Here is a 753-nt window from a genome sequence, read left to right as displayed (position 1 = left end):
ACCCATTTCCCAATACGTGACGCGGCACAATCGAAAAGAGCGCAACCCCTCCAAGGGTTTTCAGAAAACCTCTTCTGTTTGTTCTCATAGTAAAAAATAATTTATATAGATTAGCGTAACTATTTAGTCAATATTAAGAAGTCTAATTGTAAAAAATCAACACATTACATAATTGAAAAACTAAACTTTAGCCTATAAGTTAACTAAAAAAAATCGTACCGAAGTAAAGTTTATAAGCTAGTGATAATGATTGACTGGATAGTTACAGATTATCATCCGATTATTAATTGTTTAAAAATATAAATAACATCTGATAAAGACATTAATTATCTAATAATCCTTGCAAATATTCACGTGTTTTTATCACATAATCATGTCTTGCACCATTCAATTCACATTCAATAGTCAATGCTCCCTGAAATCCTTGCTTCTTCAGTTCTGCGATGACAGCCGGAAAATTCACCTCTCCGGTAGGAATGGGTACTTCAGCTCCCAATTCATACGGATTGTTCGGGTCCGGATATCTACCATCTTTAGCATGGAATTCCTTAATGAGGCTGCCGAACTGCTTCACGGCATCCAGAGAATTCGCTTTTCCGTACATCAATAAATTAGCCAAGTCGCAATTGATAAACACATTACCTGTAGCAATGTCTTTAATGGCACGAATCAAAGTCGTCGGCGTTTCCTGTCCGGTTTCAAAATAGATCATCACACCGCGCTGCTTGGCATAATTCGCCAAATCCTGCATGA

1 protein-coding gene is annotated in these 753 nt (G+C 36.8%); it reads right to left on the bottom strand.

Going from position 1 to position 753, the window contains the following annotated elements:
• Positions 1-322: 322 nt before the first annotated feature.
• A partial coding sequence (locus tag KTG12_RS21450; protein WP_216945551.1) for a sugar phosphate isomerase/epimerase occupies positions 323-753 on the bottom strand: 431 nt, incomplete at its 5' end.

It is taken from the genome of Parabacteroides sp. MSK.9.14 (genome assembly GCF_019041495.1).
Classification (GTDB): domain Bacteria; phylum Bacteroidota; class Bacteroidia; order Bacteroidales; family Tannerellaceae; genus Parabacteroides; species Parabacteroides merdae.
Note: the sequence above shows the minus strand (reverse complement) of the source record. Positions and strands in the feature narration are given on the sequence as shown.